12 protein-coding genes and 1 pseudogene are annotated in these 17463 nt (G+C 35.6%); 6 read left to right on the forward strand and 7 right to left on the reverse strand.

Annotated features, from left to right (window positions below):
- Positions 1-1382: pseudogene (gene hutH, locus HMPREF3264_RS00140) on the reverse strand (histidine ammonia-lyase); the annotation flags it as partial.
- Between the two features lie 412 nt (positions 1383-1794).
- Here hutH and HMPREF3264_RS00145 point away from each other — a divergent pair.
- Entirely contained in the window at positions 1795-2607 is an 813-nt protein-coding gene (locus tag HMPREF3264_RS00145; protein WP_070871531.1) for an NAD(P)H-hydrate dehydratase, read from the forward strand.
- Between the two features lie 75 nt (positions 2608-2682).
- Here the strand turns inward: HMPREF3264_RS00145 and gyrA are convergent, their stop codons facing one another.
- The 6 genes from gyrA to dnaA all read right to left on the reverse strand — a co-directional run bounded on the left by gyrA (position 2683) and on the right by dnaA (position 11874).
- Complete coding sequence (gyrA, locus tag HMPREF3264_RS00150) at positions 2683-5358, reverse strand: DNA gyrase subunit A (protein WP_070871532.1); 2676 nt, start codon at positions 5356-5358, stop codon at positions 2683-2685.
- 36 nt (positions 5359-5394) lie between these two features.
- On the reverse strand, positions 5395-7326 hold the full coding sequence (gyrB, locus tag HMPREF3264_RS00155; RefSeq protein WP_002445044.1) for a DNA topoisomerase (ATP-hydrolyzing) subunit B: 1932 nt from the start codon (positions 7324-7326) through the stop codon (positions 5395-5397).
- A gap of 10 nt (positions 7327-7336) precedes the next feature.
- On the reverse strand, positions 7337-8452 hold the full coding sequence (gene recF, locus HMPREF3264_RS00160) for a DNA replication/repair protein RecF (RefSeq protein WP_070871533.1): 1116 nt from the start codon (positions 8450-8452) through the stop codon (positions 7337-7339).
- Positions 8449-8694: a S4 domain-containing protein YaaA gene (gene yaaA / locus HMPREF3264_RS00165; RefSeq protein ID WP_002445048.1), complete on the reverse strand. Its 246-nt coding sequence runs from the start codon at positions 8692-8694 to the stop codon at positions 8449-8451. Before yaaA ends, recF begins: the two co-directional genes overlap by 4 nt.
- Before the next feature lie 381 nt (positions 8695-9075).
- Entirely contained in the window at positions 9076-10209 is a 1134-nt protein-coding gene (gene dnaN, locus HMPREF3264_RS00170) for a DNA polymerase III subunit beta (RefSeq protein WP_044466540.1), read from the reverse strand.
- Positions 10210-10518: 309 nt separating this feature from the next.
- Positions 10519-11874, reverse strand: a complete 1356-nt coding sequence (dnaA, locus tag HMPREF3264_RS00175; protein ID WP_044466541.1) for a chromosomal replication initiator protein DnaA — start codon at positions 11872-11874, stop codon at positions 10519-10521.
- Positions 11875-12608: 734 nt separating this feature from the next.
- Here dnaA and rpmH point away from each other — a divergent pair.
- The 5 genes from rpmH (at position 12609) to rsmG (ending at position 17418) form a co-directional block, all read left to right on the forward strand.
- Positions 12609-12746, forward strand: coding sequence for a 50S ribosomal protein L34 (gene rpmH / locus HMPREF3264_RS00180; protein WP_000240855.1), 138 nt, complete (start codon positions 12609-12611; stop codon positions 12744-12746).
- 107 nt (positions 12747-12853) lie between these two features.
- Positions 12854-13201 carry a ribonuclease P protein component gene (gene rnpA, locus HMPREF3264_RS00185; protein ID WP_002445054.1) on the forward strand — a complete coding sequence of 116 codons (348 nt, stop codon included), beginning with the start codon at positions 12854-12856 and terminating at the stop codon, positions 13199-13201.
- A 156-nt stretch (positions 13202-13357) separates the two neighbouring features.
- The gene (gene mnmE, locus HMPREF3264_RS00190; RefSeq protein ID WP_044466543.1) at positions 13358-14737 is read left to right on the forward strand and encodes a tRNA uridine-5-carboxymethylaminomethyl(34) synthesis GTPase MnmE; all 1380 of its coding nucleotides are present in this window, start codon (positions 13358-13360) and stop codon (positions 14735-14737) included.
- 84 nt (positions 14738-14821) lie between these two features.
- Complete coding sequence (gene mnmG, locus HMPREF3264_RS00195; protein WP_044466544.1) at positions 14822-16702, forward strand: tRNA uridine-5-carboxymethylaminomethyl(34) synthesis enzyme MnmG; 1881 nt, start codon at positions 14822-14824, stop codon at positions 16700-16702.
- Positions 16699-17418: a 16S rRNA (guanine(527)-N(7))-methyltransferase RsmG gene (gene rsmG / locus HMPREF3264_RS00200; RefSeq protein ID WP_070871534.1), complete on the forward strand. Its 720-nt coding sequence runs from the start codon at positions 16699-16701 to the stop codon at positions 17416-17418. Before mnmG ends, rsmG begins: the two co-directional genes overlap by 4 nt.
- The last annotated feature ends 45 nt before the right edge of the window (positions 17419-17463 follow it).

Genomic DNA, 17463 nt, shown 5'->3' on the forward strand with positions numbered 1-17463 from the left:
TTTTGGTGAAAGCTTATCCACACCTTTATATTCAACTGCTTGTAAGGCAATCACGCATTCGATTGCAATGACACGTCGTGCATTTTCAATCATTTGGTAACCATGTCTTGAAGCAATTGTTCCCATTGAGACGTGATCTTCTTGGTTAGCTGAAGACGGTATAGAATCGACACTCGCTGGGTGGGCGAGGGTTTTATTTTCAGAAACGAGACTGGCTGCAGCATATTGCATAATCATCGCACCACTTTGTAAACCTGGCTCCGGACTTAAAAATGCTGGCAAATCACCATTCAATTGTGGATTAATCAAACGTTCTAAACGACGCTCAGCAACGTTTGCTAACTCACTGACGCCCAATTTCAAATGATCTAATGCGAGGGCGACAGGTTGACCATGGAAATTACCTCCTGAAATGACTAATGTCTCGTCATCTTCATCGAAAATGAGAGGATTATCATTCGCAGCGTTCATTTCAAATTCCAATTTCTCTCTTACATAATTGAAAACTTGGAAGCTTCGCCATGAATTTGTGGAATACAACGTAAACTGTATGCATCTTGAACACGTAATTCTGCTTGGCGTGTTGTAAGTTGTGAATCTTCAAGCCAATGTCGCATACGTGCCGCCACATCAACTTGCTCTTGAATATTACGTACTTTATGGACGTTGTGATTATAAGCGTCAGTGATTCCGTTTAAAGCTTGATGTGTAAGTGACGCAATCCACTCAACTTGATAGCCTAAGTCTTCCGCTTCAATGTAATTGATAACACCTTGAGCTGTCATGGCTTGTGTACCGTTGATAAGTGCCAAGCCTTCTTTCGCTTGTAGCTTTAATGGCTGACGTCCTAATTCATTTAATACGTGGCGACTATCGACTTGTTCATTTTCATAATAAACATCCCCTTCACCGATAAGCGCAAGCACTAAATGGGATAATGGCGCCAAATCACCAGAAGCTCCTAATGACCCTTGTTGCGGGATGACCGGAATAATGCGCTCATTAATAAAGAACTTCAATTGATCTACTAATTCTAAAGTTACTCCAGAGTGGCCTTTCAATAATGTATTTAAACGTAGTACCATCATCACTAATGCCACTTCTTCTGAAAATGGTTTCCCAATACCACATGCATGGGAACGAATGAGGTTAACTTGTAATTCGTTGTATTGACTTGGATCGATTAATACATCACTAAATAAACCGAAGCCTGTCGTTATTCCATAAATGGTCTCTTTGTTCTCTATAATGCGTTCAACAACTTGGCGACTCTTCTTCACACGTTCAATGGCATCTTCTGAAATATCAATTTGTAAATCTTGATTTAGAAGTTTCTTAATTTCTTTAATCGTTAATGATTCCCCGTTTAAGAATAATGTCATTTGAACAACCCCTTTGTTTAAATTTTAGCTCCATTACAGGAAAGTATACGTTTTCATTTTTATAATCACAACACTTTTTGAAATTTTTATAATGCATTATCAATTTAATATTTTAATTAGTTAAAGTATTTGGATGCGTTACTTTTATTTCTCAAAGAAAATTGGATTATGACATTTTTTAGATTTTAAACAGAGGGATGACTTCGTTTTTTTAATTCTGAAATACCTATTGACGAAAGTGATTTACAGGTATAGTATTTTCTATTGTATTTAAAAGAGAATGAGCAATTTTAATGGGTCTTCAACTTCTTGAAAATAACTGTACACATCGCGTTATAAAGTGATTTTAAGACGGTAGGGCGTCTTGTGTATGGTAAACGGGAAGTAACTTTTTAATGGAGGTTATGTCATTATGGAAACGTTAGATTCTGTTAATATTCCTATAAGAAAAGACGAAACACATAAAGGCGATTACGGTAAAATCTTGCTAATCGGCGGTTCTGCTAACATGGGCGGCGCAATCATGCTTGCTGCACGTGCATGTGTATATAGTGGAAGTGGTTTAATCACTGTTGCAACACATCCTACCAATCACGCAGCGTTACATTCTCGTTGTCCGGAAGCGATGGTCATTGATATCAATGATACGAAGATGTTAACGAAAATGATTGAAGCTACAGATAGTATCTTGATTGGTCCTGGTCTTGGTGTTGATTTCAAAGGTAATAATGCGATTACGTTCTTACTTCAAAATATTCAACCACATCAAAATCTCATTGTAGATGGCGATGCGATTACAATATTTAGTAAATTGAAACCGCAAATTCCAACGTGTCGTGTCATTTTCACGCCACATCAAAAAGAATGGGAGCGTTTAAGTGGTATTCCAATAGAAGAACAAACGTATGAACGTAATATAGAGGCGGTTAACCGTCTTGATGCGACAGTGGTCTTAAAGCAACATGGTACTGAGATTTACTTTAAAGATGATGCTTATAAATTAGCTATAGGTACACCAGCAATGGCTACTGGTGGTATGGGTGATACGCTTGCCGGCATGATTACGAGCTTTGTCGGTCAATTTGATAGTTTGAAAGACGCTGTTACAAGTGCCACTTACATTCATAGTTATATCGGAGAGAAATTATCTGATACTATGTACGTCGTGCCACCTTCTCGTTTAATTAGCGAGATTCCATATGTTATGAAACAATTAGAAGGTTAATCAAATCTTATATTGCTATAAAAAAATCAGGTTCTTACTCTATATAGAGCGAGAACCTGATTTTTTCATATATTATTATTCATTGTCGTCTTCGTTATCTGAAGCACTTTCAATATCTTCATTTACACGATCCATAAAGTCTTGACGCACATCGATTCTATCATCGTTGTCATCTGTTTCAACTTCGGATGTCTCTTCTTCTACTTCTGTATGAATCGCATTACCTGGTGTTTGGTCATCTACAACTTCTTCCGTTGCTGTTTCAGAAGAGGTTGTTTCATCTGAGTCCTCTTTGTCCTCATCATTTTCATCTTCTTCTTTGACTTTAGCAACTGTTGAAACAAATTGACCTTCGCCTAATTTCATCAAGCGAACACCTTGAGCGGCACGACCATTTTGAGAAATATCTTCCACATCAAGGCGAATGATAACACCTGCGTTTGTTACAACCATTAAGTCTTCTTCACCTGTCACTGTAGTGATACATACGATATTACCATTACGTTCAGTAATTGTTGCTGTTTTGATACCTTTACCGCCACGGTTTGATAATCTATATTCACTTACTGGTGTACGTTTACCGTAACCATTTTCAGTAACAACTAAGACTTCATCTTCACTTTCAGCATGAGCCACATCAAGTCCTACAACTACATCGCCTTCACGTAATGTAATACCTTTCACACCTGCAGCAGTACGACCTAATGGACGCAATGCTGATTCAGGGAAGCGAATTAGTGATGCATGAGACGTACCGATAAGGATGTCTTCATTACCTGTAGTTAAACGAACCGCAATTAATTCATCGTCTTCTTTAAAGCTGATTGCAATCTTACCGTTCTTATTAATACGTGAGAAGTTGCTAAGTGCTGAACGTTTAACAATACCACTTTTCGTAGCAAACACAAGATAATCATCTTCACTTTCAAGGTTTCGAACCGCAATCATCGTACTGATTGTTTCATCATTCTCAAGCTCAATGGCATTAACGATTGGAATACCTTTCGATTGACGAGAGAGCTCAGGTACTTCGTAACCTTTAAGTTTATACACACGACCTTTATTCGTGAAGAATAAAACATTATCATGTGTACTTAAAGTAACTAACTGACTCACAAAGTCTTCTTCAAGCGTATTCATACCTTGCACACCACGTCCACCACGGTTTTGTGAACGGTATGTAGAAACAGGTAATCGTTTAATGTAATTATTGTGGCTTAATGTAATCACAATTTGTTCTTCAGGGATTAAATCTTCATCTTCTAAATCATCTAATCCACCTAATTGAATTTCAGTGCGACGTTCATCTCCGAAGCGTTCTTTAATTTCTGAAAGTTCGTCACGAACTAATTGTAATAATACTTCTTCATCAGCAAGAATTTCTTCTAATTCTTTAATATATTCAAGAAGTTCGTTATATTCTGATTCAATTTTATCGCGTTCCAATCCTGTTAAACGTCTTAAACGCATATCTAAGATCGCTTGCGCTTGACGTTCAGATAGCTTAAAGCGTTCTTGCAAGCTTTCCATTGCGACTTTATCAGTTTCAGATTCACGAATTGTTGTAATAATTTCGTCAATGTGATCTAACGCAATTCGTAAACCTTCTAGAATATGTGCGCGATCTTTGGCCTTTCTTAAATTATATTCAGTGCGTCGTCTTACTACTACTTTCTGATGCTCTAAATAGTGAATTAACGCTTCTTTTAAATTAATTAATTTAGGTCTGCCATTGACTAAGGCAATCATATTCACACCAAATGATGTTTGTAATGGTGTTTGTTTATATAAATTGTTTAGAATTACGCTCGCATTGGCATCTTTACGTACATCAATAACGATTCTAACCCCTGTACGTAAACTTGTTTCATCACGTAAATCTGTAATTCCATCAATTTTCTTATCTCTTACAAGTTCTGCGATTTTCTCAATCATACGTGCTTTATTGACTTGGAAAGGTATTTCAGTCACGACGATACGTTGACGTCCGCCACCTCGTTCTTCAATTTCCGCACGTGAACGCATTTGAATTGAACCACGTCCTGTTTCATATGCGCGACGGATGCCACTTTTCCCTAAAATTAAACCTGCAGTTGGAAAATCTGGACCTTGAATATCTTCCATCAATTCATTAATCGTAATATCTGGATTCTTACTTAAACTTAATACACCATCAATTACTTCTGTTAAATTGTGAGGAGGAATGTTAGTCGCCATACCTACAGCAATCCCAGCAGCACCGTTCACTAAAAGGTTAGGGAAACGTGCAGGTAAGACTGACGGCTCTCTTTCATTACCATCATAGTTGTCGATAAAATCAATGGTATCTTTATTGATATCACGTAGAAGTTCTAACGTAATCTTAGTCATACGTGCCTCTGTGTAACGCATTGCTGCTGCGCCATCACCATCCATAGAACCAAAGTTACCTTGTCCATCTACAAGAGGGTAACGGTAACTGAAATCTTGGGCCATTCTAACCATCGCTTCGTAGATTGAAGAGTCACCATGTGGGTGATATTTACCCATAACGTCCCCAACGATACGCGCAGATTTCTTATACGGTTTATCTGGTGTCATGCCTTGTTCATTTAGACCATATAAGATACGACGATGTACAGGCTTTAATCCATCTCTAACGTCAGGTAATGCACGAGAAACAATAACACTCATGGCATAGTCTAAGAATGATTCACGCATTTCACTGGTTATATTTCGTTCATTAATTCTTGATTGAGGTAATTCAGCCATCAAGAGATCCTCCTTCAAAAGTTCAGTTCATAGTGCTTAGAAATCTAGGTTGGCGTAAACTGCATTATCTTCGATAAATTGTCTACGATTTTCTACAACGTCACCCATTAACATTTCAAATGTTTGGTCTGCATCAATTGCGTCTTCAAGTCTCACTTGCAACATTGAGCGGTGCTCTGGATTCATAGTCGTTTCCCATAATTGATCGGCATTCATCTCTCCAAGACCTTTGTAACGAGAGATAGACCATTTAGGTGTAGGATTTAATTCCGCTTTAAGTTTATCTAATTCTCTATCGTTGAATACGTAATACTTCTGCTTACCTTGTGTCAATTTATATAAAGGTGGCTGAGCAATGTAGACATATCCCGCTTCAATTAACGGTCTCATGAAACGATAGAAGAATGTAAGTAATAGTGTACGAATATGTGCACCATCGACATCCGCATCTGTCATAATAACAATTTTATGATAACGTGCTTTTGAAATATCGAATTCTCCACCGATACCTGTACCAAACGCAGTAATCATTTGACGGATTTCATTGTTATTTAGAATACGATCTAGACGTGCCTTTTCAACATTTAAGATTTTACCTCTTAACGGTAAAATCGCTTGCGTTCTTGAGTCACGACCTGATTTAGTAGACCCCCCGGCAGAGTCACCCTCTACTAAGAAGATCTCACTTTCATCAGGATTTTTACTAGAACAATCTGCTAATTTACCTGGTAAACTTGAAACATCTAATGCTGATTTACGACGTGTTACTTCACGTGCTTTTTTAGCTGCAACACGTGCTCTAGATGCCATAATACCCTTTTCAACAATAATACGACCCACAGAAGGATTCTCGTATAAAAAGCGTTCAAAGTGTTCTGAGAATAATTTATCTACGACTTGACGTACTTCAGAGTTACCTAACTTCGTCTTCGTTTGTCCTTCGAATTGAGGGTCACCATGTTTAATTGAGATAATAGCTGTTAAACCTTCACGCGTATCTTCACCTGAAAGTCTATCTTTATCTTCTTTGATAATTTTACTTTGAGTTCCATAACTATTTAATACACGTGTTAATGCACGTTTGAAGCCGTCTTCATGCGTACCGCCTTCGTAAGTGTGGATATTATTTGCGTAAGTTAATAAGTTTGTTGCATAGCCACTGTTATATTGGATGGCAATTTCTACTTCGATATCGTCTTTAGTTTGATGTATGTAGATAGGCTCTTGATGAATCGGTTCTTTGTTCTCATTTAGCAATTCTACATAAGACTTAATACCACCTTCATAGTGATAGGAGTCTTCGCGTACTTCTTCTTCACGCTCATCTCTTAAAGTGATTTGAATACCTTTATTTAAGAATGCAAGTTCACGTATACGTTGTTGTAACGTTTCGTAATTATAAACCGTTGTCTCAGTAAAGATATCGCCGTCAGCTTTAAAGCGGATAGCTGTACCTGTTTGATCCGTTTCACCAATTTCTTTCAAGTCAAATTGAGGTACACCTTTTTTGTAGGCTTGGTGATAAATCGTTTCATTTCGATATACGTATACTTCAAGATCTTGGGAAAGCGCATTAACTACGGATGAACCTACACCATGAAGTCCACCGGATACTTTATATCCGCCACCACCAAATTTACCTCCTGCATGGAGTACAGTTAAGATAACTTCGACAGCAGGACGTCCCATTTTCTCTTGAATATCAACAGGAATTCCACGACCATTGTCAGTAACTTTAATCCAATTGTCTTTCTCAATGATGACCTCTATTTGATCAGCATAACCTGCTAATGCTTCGTCAATACTATTATCAACAATTTCCCATACTAAATGGTGCAATCCTCTTTCGGAAGTTGAACCAATATACATACCTGGTCTTTTACGTACCGCTTCAAGACCTTCTAATACTTGTATCTGTCCAGCACCATAATTATCTGTGTTGTTTACATCTGACAATGTATTCACCATCACTTTCTTGTTACTTTAGTAATTCGCCTTGACTTATACGGTATAACTTAGCGTTATTCATGATTTCATGATCTATACCGTCCACAGACGTTGTAGTTACGAATGTTTGTACTTTATGTTGAATCGTACTTAAGAGATGCGTTTGTCGTGAATCATCAAGTTCACTAAGCACATCGTCTAATAGCAAAATTGGATATTCTCCAACCTCAATATTCATTAATTCAATTTCTGCTAGCTTAATTGACAATGCAGTGGTTCGTTGTTGGCCTTGTGAACCATATATTTGAGCATCCATGCCATTAACATTGAATCCTAAATCATCACGATGTGGTCCGTATAGACACACACCTCTCTCTTTTTCTCGCTTCAAGTTATCGTTTAATAACGTCATCACTTCATCTAGCAATTCTGACTCTTCTTTTTCATAGTCGCTTAACTTTAAGCTAGGTAAATATTTAAGTGCTAATTTCTCGCGCGCATTAGTAATGCCTGAATGAATGGGTTGTGCGAGTTCTTCTAGTTCCTTTATAAAATGCTCACGACGTAACGTAACCTTTAAAGCATATTGAGCAAATTGTTGGTTTAAAACTTCTAACATCGTCGTATCCGTCTTCTGTCCAATTTGTAATTGCTTCAAATAGTTATTCTTTTGTTTAAGAATACGTTGATATTGAGCTAAATCATTTAAGTAAACGGCTGAAATTTGTCCCAACTCCATATCTATGAAACGACGACGTATTTGCGGAGAACCTTTAACAATATTTAAATCCTCCGGTGCAAAAAGCACGACGTTCAAGTGTCCCACATATTGAGTCAGTCTACTTTGTTCAAGGTGATTCACTTTAACTTGTTTACCTTTTTTAGTTATAAACATTGTAAGTGGCATTGTGCCATGTCTATAACTCAGCTCACCTTCTATTTTAGCATAATCAGAGTTAAAACGTATGAGTTCCTTATCATTGGAAGTACGATGACTTTTAGCAAGTGATAGAGTATAAATTGATTCAAGTAAATTCGTCTTCCCTTGCGCATTCTCACCTATGAGAATATTCACTTCTGGATGACAATCTAATGTAACCTCTTCATAGTTACGATAATTCTCTAATTGGAGTGTATTGAGTTTCATTGTTCACCTTGATGAATGATTAGAAAAGAACCTGTATCCTCAGGTAAATCTGTGATATCAATTCTGTCGTTGTGTTCTAATTTCTTACCACGACGCGTTTCACGTTGGCCATTGATTAAAACTTGAAAATCTTGTAGAAACCATTTGGCTTGTCCACCAGATTCAATAATGCCTTCAGTTTTAAGAAATTGGCCTAAAGTAATGTTTCCTTCTACAACAACTTCTTGAACCAAAATGATCACTCCATTTCTTTATATGTCATTAATATATTATACCTTTTTTCGCCTTAGATTTCATGTAAAACAAAGAATGAAATCACTTAACTCGATATATATTTTTATTCCTAAAAAATTACGTTACCTCTCATACATTTTTAGCGGTTTATAAATTAGTGAAATTTTAATTACCTATGCATGTGTATTTTGATTTTTGAGAGGCATTTTACTTAATTTTAACAAATAGGATGATTACCTCTCGAATTTTATTATCGTTTCACAGAACGTCTCTCAGTATCCTTAAAATAAATCTAAACCAACTAAAAAGAGATTGTCACTCGGACAACCTCTACGTTAAATATATAACAGGTTTAGCTTTTCTATAATTATCTCATTCATTATAACAAACTAATATGTTCTGATAGGTAAAATTAATTGTGTTACAGAATCGTCATCTTTTGGTTTTAAAATAAATGGCTTCATCGTTCCAAAGAATTCAACTTCAACTTCATCATTATCGATTGCTTTTAGAGCATCCATCATATATTTAGAGTTGAAAGAAATTTTTAAGTTTCCACCTTCAACATCATTTGCATTAACTTCTTCTTTAACTGTACCAATTTCAGGAGATGTTGAAGATAATTCTACTAATTCATTTCCAGTACTTAGTTTGATGACATTATTTCCACCTTCACGCGCTAATAAAGAAGCACGATCGATTGCATGATAGAAATCACCGTTATTAATTCCTAATTTGATTTCATAGTTTTCTGGGAATAAACGAGTTGTATCAGGATAGTGACCTTCAAGTAAACGTGAAATAAAGTTAACATTTCCAACTCTGAATAGAACTTGGTTAGATGCAAAGAAGATATCAATATCTTCATCACTGTCACTCATAATCTTATTTAATTCAGATAATGCTTTACCTGGAATGATGACATTTTTATTTTCTGAAGCATCTTCCAATTGTAACTTTCTTACAGCCAAGCGGTGTGAGTCAGTCGCTGTGCATATTAATTCATTATCTTGTATAAGCCAGTTCACACCTGTTAATACTGGGCGTGTTTCTGAGGTGGACACTGCGAAGTTTGTTTGCGCGATAATGTTTTTTAGCACTTTAACTGATAATTGAATGGCATCATCTCTTGATACTTCTGGTAATAGTGGATATTGATCTGGATCTAATCCGCTTAAGTTAAATTCAGAATGTCCTGAAGTGATTAACGTTTGGAATTGTTCATTTGTAGATAATTTAACATCTTTACCAGGTAACTTTTTAATAATATCTACGAAGAAACGACCAGGGAGTACAACTGATCCTGTTTCTGAGATATCAACGATGTCTTCACCGTCAATTTGTTTAGGAATTGTAATTTCAATTGAGATTTCTGAATCTGAACCAGTTAAAATCACTTCATTATCTTTAGCATCGATTTTAATACCAGTTAAAATAGGTAGTGTCGTTCTTGGTGAAATTGCTTTAAGTGTGTCATTAAGTTGATTAATAAAATAATCTCTTTTAATTGTGAATTCCATCATTAATTTCTAAACTCCTTCCAGTCGTTTATATATAATTATATAGGTTTTAAATTCATAGTAATAGTAGTAGGGGCTGTGGATTGGTGGATAAGTCCTAAAAAGTTTGTAATCGCCCAGTTATTCACATGTGGATAAACTGTGTATGCTGTGTATTACTTTTAAACATTATCCACAATTTCTCAAATTATTAACTTCATGCCTCAACCTTTTCAAGAAATTTAATATGCTTTTTTTCGTTGTAATTATTCCCGAAATATATATTTTTAAATCTCTGTCTTAGTAATTTGCTACTTGTCACACTATTTCCCGCTACTGATTTCTAATTTCTTTTTCTAAATTTTCGACTTCTTGTTTAAATGTTGGATCTGCTTTAATGTCATTTACAATTTTTTCGTGTGCGTGAATCACAGTGGTATGGTCACGCCCCCCGAATTCTTCACCAATTTTTGGTAAAGAAAAATCAGTAAGTTCTCTAGATAAATACATTGCGATTTGACGAGGATACGCAATTGATTTTGTACGTTTTTTAGCGCTGAAATCTTCAATTCGCACACTGTAGTATTGACCTACGACTTTCTGGATATCTTGAATTGTAATTTTTTTAGATTTTGGTGCTTGAATAATATCTTTAAGTGCTTCTGCAGTTAATTCAGTTGTAATGGGTTTACCTTGTAATTTTGAATAAGCTAATAATCTTGTTAGCGCGCCTTCAAGTTCACGGATATTAGATTGAATTTGATTAGCGATGTAGTTAAGTGCTTCAGGCGGTATATCAAGATTTTCTTCTTCTATTTTCTTTTGCAAGATTGCCATTCTTGTTTCGTAATCTGGTGGTGTGATGTCAACGATGAGTCCCCATTCGAAACGTGAACGTAATCGATCTTCTAATTTAGCTATTTCTTTAGGTGGTCGATCACTTGAAATGACGATTTGCTTGTTATTTTGATGCAATTCATTAAATGTATGGAAGAATTCTTCTTGAGTTTGTTCTTTATTTTGAATGAATTGAATATCATCAATAAGTAGCACGTCTATGTTTCGATACTTTTCACGGAAAGCTTCAGTTTCATTATCACGAATTGATTTAATAAATTCATTAGTGAATTTCTCACTTGATGTATAAATGACTTTCGCATTCGGTTGGTTACTAAGGACATGGTGACCAATTGCATGCATTAAGTGAGTTTTACCTAAACCTACGCCTCCGTATATAAATAGAGGATTGTATGCTTCGGCTGGTGCTTCAGCTACTGCTAAACTTGCTGCGTGTGGGAAGCGGTTCCCCGGTCCAATTACGAAAGTATCGAATGTGTTATGCGTATTAAATTGTTCTTTTCCCCAATTATTTTCATCATGGGTTGGAGCAGCAGTTTGAGGTTCTTGAGTTGCGTGAGATGTCGCATTACTGTAGTTAGCAAGCTCATCTTCTGTAATAAAATGGGGTTTCACTTCATAACCAATGACATCATATATAATAGCCTGCATAATTTCGGAGTATCTTTGATTTAGCCAACTCGCATTAAATGGCAGACTTGTTAAAATAATGGCTTCGTCATTTTTAAGTGAGTAGAGTTGCGTATCTTTGATAAACGTATGATAGCTGGTATGTGAAATTCTTTCTTGGGCAATGTCTAAAACTTTGTCCCAAATTTCCTTCTCTGACATAAATAACTCCATCTTTCTTAAAATTTTAGACTTATACACAGAAATAACACCGGTGGATAAAAATAATCACAGCATGTTAATAATTATCCACAAGTTAATCACAGATAGTGGATAACTAATACAATACTATGATTTATTCACAGTGTTTATGTATATAAATTTGATAAATAAATCCTTATAAAATCACAATTTGAACGACTTATCCACATAATTATACTTTTTAACTTCGACAGATGTCAAATGGGTGTGAATATGTTTCTAAAAATTGTATAACCGTGTGAATGAAGAATACTTTATCCACAAAAAATACTAACATTTTTGTGAATAAGTGGATAACTTTATAAATTCTTCATTTTCTCTTAATAATCGTTTGGGAAATAATTTATAATACGTGTATGAAAAATGTATAATGCAGAAAATGAGAGTCATATTTTGAATGCTATTAATTTAAAATCACATAATGTAGGTGAAAGTTGTGCGATACGTCATAAAATCATCTTGCTTTATAAAAGGGATTTTGTTATATTGTAGTAGTTGCTTGAATTATGACTAGATAATAATGAGCTAAATAAGATATTTATTTATAGCAGACACAATAAGAGAGCAATTGCTCAAAAAAGTATCTCAGTACTATAGGCTGAGCATACTTTGATAATTTATCTATGTATATGAGCCAGTTTCTAGGTATGAAATTGGAGATATTAGATAATTGAATACAGATGGAGGTGTTTTGCATGGTAAAACGTACTTATCAACCAAATAAACGTAAACATAGTAAAGTTCATGGTTTCAGAAAACGCATGAGCACTAAAAATGGCCGTAAAGTTTTAGCGCGCCGTCGTCGTAAAGGCCGTAAAGTTTTATCAGCATAAGATCACTGACTCATCAGTGGTCTTTTTTTTCGTTTTAATATAGTGAAAGATTCATTTGAAATAAAAATATTCATATAATGGATAATTGAATAAGCGAGTGATGTTATGTGGAAAAAGCATATCGTATAAAGAAGAATTCAGATTTCCAAACGATATATAAAAAGGGAAAATCTGTCGCAAATAGACAATTTGTTGTATACACCTATAATAATAGTGAAAATAAACATTTTCGATTAGGCATTAGTGTTTCAAAAAAATTAGGAAATGCTGTAACACGAAATAGAATTAAAAGAGCGATTAGAGAAAATTTTAAAGTGCATAAAGATGACATTATTGCTAGAGACATTATTGTGATTGCTAGGCAGCCTGCAAAAGATATGACAACACTTGAAATACAAGGTAGCTTAGAACATGTCCTTAAAATAGCAAAAGTCTTCAATAAAAAGATTAAATAGGGTAGGGGACGGGTTTGTCAACACTAACCGAAGTCTTACCGCAGACAAACGTAAGACTAACCTACAATGATGTTTAAACAGTATATTAGCTTTTTATAATGAAACAATTTACAATGTTATAATGAATTTTTACTTGAATAAGGAGGCGAGACTCTTATGGATTTTGATACGATTACAAGTATTTCAACTCCTATGGGTGAAGGAGCTATTGGCATCGTACGCCTTTCAGGTCCACAAGCAATTGAAATTGGAGACACCCTTTATAAAGGAAAGAAAAAATTAGCAGAAGTGGATACACATACGATTAATTATGGGCACATTGTTGATCCTGAAACGAATGAAACAGTAGAAGAAGTAATGATTTCAGTATTACGTGCACCTAAAACATTTACTAGAGAAGATATTATTGAAATCAATTGTCATGGTGGTATCTTAACGATTAATCGTATTTTAGAACTAACGATGACATATGGTGCAAGAATGGCAGAACCTGGTGAATATACGAAGCGTGCATTCTTAAATGGTCGTATTGACTTATCACAAGCAGAGGCTGTCATGGATTTTATTCGTTCTAAAACAGACCGTGCATCTAAAGTAGCAATGAATCAAATTGAAGGTCGTTTAAGTGATTTAATCAAAGGTCAACGACAATCCATATTAGAGATTCTCGCTCAAGTCGAAGTAAATATTGATTATCCAGAGTACGATGATGTTGAAGATGCGACAACTGAGTTTCTACTCGAACAGTCTAAGAATATTAAAGAAGAAATTAATCGACTGTTAGAAACAGGCACGCAAGGTAAGATTATGCGTGAAGGACTATCTACTGTCATCGTTGGTCGTCCTAACGTAGGTAAATCTTCAATGTTGAATAATCTTATTCAAGATAATAAAGCAATCGTTACTGAAGTAGCTGGTACGACAAGAGACGTGCTTGAGGAATATGTCAATGTAAGAGGTGTACCACTTAGATTAGTCGATACGGCAGGTATTCGTGACACAGAAGATATTGTTGAAAAAATCGGTGTCGAACGCTCACGCAAAGCATTAAGTGAAGCGGATTTAATACTATTTGTGTTGAATAATAACGAACCTCTTACAGAGGATGATCAAACATTATATGAAGTGATTAAAAACGAAGATGTTATAGTCATTATTAATAAAACAGATTTAGAACAACGTTTAGATATGAATGAAGTAAAAGAAATGATTGGCGATATGCCATTAATTCAAACGTCTATGCTTAAACAAGAAGGTATAGATGAATTAGAAATTCAAATTCGAGATTTATTCTTTGGCGGAGAAGTACAAAATCAAGATATGACTTATGTGTCTAATTCACGTCACATTTCGTTGCTAAAACAAGCGAGACATTCAATTCAAGATGCTATTGATGCAGCTGAATCAGGTGTACCTATGGATATGGTTCAAATTGATTTGACACGTACTTGGGAAATACTTGGTGAAATCATTGGAGAATCAGCTAGTGATGAACTCATTGATCAGTTGTTTAGTCAATTCTGCTTAGGTAAATAATGATGTGAGAAACGTGATAAATAAGACGGTAGGAAGTCTTCATTTTCAAGGAAATAAGGATACAGAATACGAGGAGGTAAAAAAGTGGTTCAAGAATATGATGTAATTGTCATCGGTGCTGGGCATGCAGGTATCGAAGCAGGTTTAGCTTCGGCAAGACGTGGTGCGAAAACGTTAATGTTAACAATTAATTTAGATAATATCGCATTTATGCCATGTAACCCATCAGTGGGTGGTCCTGCTAAAGGTATTGTTGTACGTGAAATTGATGCGTTAGGTGGACAAATGGCGAAGACAATTGATAAGACACATATCCAAATGCGTATGTTGAATACTGGTAAAGGGCCAGCTGTAAGAGCATTGCGTGCACAAGCGGATAAAGTGTTATATCAACAAGAGATGAAACGTGTGATTGAGGACGAAGATAACTTAGATATTATGCAAGGCATGGTGGACGAGTTAATTATTGAAGATAATGAAGTTAAAGGTGTACGTACAAATATTGGAACGGAATACCGTGCTAAAGCCGTAGTTATCACAACAGGTACATTCCTACGCGGAGAAATCATCTTAGGAAATATGAAATATTCAAGTGGTCCAAATCATCAATTACCATCAATTACATTGGCAGATAACTTGAGAGAACTTGGCTTTGATGTAGTCAGATTTAAGACAGGTACGCCTCCACGTGTGAACGCGAAAACGATTGATTATTCTAAAACTGAAATCCAACCTGGTGATGATGTAGGTCGTGCATTTAGTTATGAAACGACTGAGTATATTCTAGATCAACTACCTTGTTGGTTAACGTATACGAATGGCGAAACGCATAAAGTGATTGATGACAATCTTCATTTATCTGCGATGTATTCAGGAATGATTAAAGGTACTGGACCTAGATATTGTCCTTCAATTGAAGACAAATTTGTTCGCTTTAACGATAAACCTAGACACCAACTTTTCCTAGAACCTGAAGGACGCAATACGAATGAGGTGTATGTTCAAGGGTTATCTACAAGTCTTCCTGAACATGTTCAACGTCAAATGTTAGAGACAATTCCAGGTCTCGAAAAGGCTGACATGATGCGCGCAGGCTATGCGATTGAATATGATGCGATTGTGCCTACGCAATTATGGCCAACACTTGAGACGAAAGCAATTAAAAATCTATATACTGCAGGTCAAATCAACGGTACATCAGGTTACGAAGAAGCAGCTGGACAAGGTATCATGGCAGGTATTAATGCAGCAGGTAATGTATTAGGTACTGGAGAGAAAATCTTAAGTCGTTCTGATGCATACATTGGTGTGTTAATCGATGACTTAGTGACTAAAGGTACGAATGAACCATATCGATTATTGACTTCTCGTGCTGAATATCGTTTATTATTACGTCATGATAATGCAGATTTACGTTTAACTGATGTAGGTTATGAATTAGGTATGATTTCTGAAGAACGTTATGCGCGCTTTAATGAGAAACGCCAACAAATTCAAGATGAAATTCAACGTTTAACAGATATTCGTATTAAACCGAATGATCATACACAATCAGTGATTGAATCTAAAGGCGGTTCACGCTTGAAAGATGGTATCTTAGCCATTGATTTATTACGCCGTCCAGAAATGACTTATGACACAATTCTAGAAATCTTAGAAGAAGAACATCGCTTACCTGAAGCGGTTGAAGAACAAGTTGAAATTCAAACGAAATATGAAGGTTATATCAATAAATCTTTACAACAAGTTGAAAAAGTTAAACGCATGGAAGAGAAGAAAATTCCTGAAGACTTGGATTACAGTAAAGTAGATAGTTTAGCTTCTGAAGCTAGAGAAAAATTAGCAGAAGTCAAACCTTTAAACATTGCTCAAGCATCTCGTATTTCAGGTGTAAATCCAGCTGATATTTCAATCTTACTTGTTTATTTAGAACAAGGAAAACTTCAAAGGGTGAATCAATCATGAGTGTAGAATGGCTATCTGAGAAATTAAGTGAACATGGTATCGAATTGTCTCAAACGCAAAAAGAACAATTCCAAACGTACTATCAATTACTTGTTGAGTGGAATGAAAAGATGAACTTAACAAGTATTACAGAAGAACATGATGTATACTTAAAACACTTCTATGATTCAATTACACCTAGTTTCTATTATGATTTCGATGGAGATAAGAGTATTTGCGATGTTGGAGCTGGTGCAGGCTTCCCAAGTATTCCTTTGAAAATTGTTTTTCCTGAATTAAAGGTAACGATTGTGGATTCATTGAATAAACGAATTCAGTTTCTCAATCATTTAGCTGCTGAGCTCGGTCTCCAAGATGTAAGTTTTGTACATGATCGTGCGGAATCATATGGCAAGGGAGACTACAGGGAGTCTTATGATATTGTTACAGCTCGTGCCGTTGCACGTCTCACAGTATTAAGTGAATTGTGCTTACCTTTAGTTAAAAAAGGTGGACAATTCATCGCACTTAAATCTTCAAAAGGTGAAGAAGAATTGCAAGAAGCGAAGTTTGCTATTAATATTTTAGGTGGAAATGTGAGAGAAACATATACATTTGAATTACCTGAAGATGCTGGCGAAAGACAAATGATTGTGATTGATAAACGTAGACAGACTTCTAAGAAATATCCTAGAAAACCAGGTACGCCAAATAAATCTCCACTACTTGAAAGTTAAGATTTAACATCATTCATATACAAATAATTGAGAGGGAGAGAATGG

The sequence above is a fragment of the Staphylococcus sp. HMSC62A08 genome, assembly GCF_001839105.1.
GTDB classification, from domain to species: domain Bacteria; phylum Bacillota; class Bacilli; order Staphylococcales; family Staphylococcaceae; genus Staphylococcus; species Staphylococcus caprae.